Origin of the sequence: Amycolatopsis sp. cmx-11-32 (assembly GCF_047608695.1) — a bacterium.
In the GTDB taxonomy this organism is placed as follows: Bacteria; Actinomycetota; Actinomycetes; order Mycobacteriales; family Pseudonocardiaceae; genus Amycolatopsis.
Genome location: NZ_JADNQN010000048.1, coordinates 1 through 1,014 on the forward strand (window position 1 = coordinate 1; position 1,014 = coordinate 1,014).

A 1,014-nucleotide genomic window follows, 5' to 3' on the forward strand; every position below is an offset into this window, starting at 1 on the left:
TGTTCGCTGAGTGCGAGTGGCTGGTCTTGTGCGGTGGCGATGAACAGTGTCGCCATGGTGAGGTAGATGGCGGTGCCGTCGAGGTTGAACGAGTAGCCGGTGGGGACGGTGATGCCGACGACGGGTTTGGAGACCCCGAGGTGTTCCATTTTCGCGATCAGGCGTGGCAGGGCCGATTCGGACGATGAGGTGGAGAGGATGAGCAGGAATTCGCGGCCGAGGTAGCGCAGCAGGGTGAAGATGTTGATTCGTGCGCCGAGCCACAGCACGGTTCCGAGTACGCCGAATACGAACACCAGGCAGGTGAGGTAGAAGCCGATCATGATGACGGCGAGGCTGCGCAGTGCTCCCCAGCCGGTTTCGCCGACGACGGCGGCGATCGCGCCGAACGCGCCGATGGGGGCGGCCCACATGATCATGGCGAGGATGCGGAACACGAGTCGCTGGATGTGTTCGATGCCGCGGCGGATGGGTTCGCCTGTGGTGCCGAGTTTTTGGACGGCGAATCCGGTGAGCAGGGCGATCAGCAGTGTCTGCAGGACTTGGCCTTCGGTGAGGGCGGAGCCGAAGCTGGTGGGGATGATGCCGAGCAGGAAGTCGACGGAGCCTTCGCCGCCTTCGGCTTGGGTGTGGGCTTTCGCGGCGGCGGCGGGGTCGAGGTGCAGGCCTTCGCCTGGGTGCAGGAGGTTGCCGACGACGAGACCGATCGCGAGTGCGAAGGTCGACATCGTCAGGAAGTAGCCGAGCGAGAGTAGTCCGACCTTGCCGACTTTCGCGGCCTTGGCCACCGATCCGATGCCGAGCACGATGGTGCAGAAGATGATGGGGGAGATCATCATCTTGATCAGGTTGACGAATCCGGTGCCGAGGGGTTTGAGTTCCTTGGCGAGACCCGGCGCGGCGAACCCGACGATGACGCCGAGGACCACCGCCGCGATCACAGCCAGGTACAGGTAATGCATCTTGTCTCGGCGACGCGGCGCCGCATCGGGCGGTGTAGGCACCTTTGCCTCC

At 64.1% G+C, this 1,014-nt stretch carries 1 protein-coding gene; it reads right to left on the reverse strand.

The genetic code is table 11. The features are described 5' to 3' along the window. A partial coding sequence (locus ACM6LR_RS39320; protein WP_414945656.1) for a cation:dicarboxylate symporter family transporter occupies positions 1 to 962 on the reverse strand: 962 nt, incomplete at its 3' end. Positions 963 to 1,014: the final 52 nt, after the last annotated feature.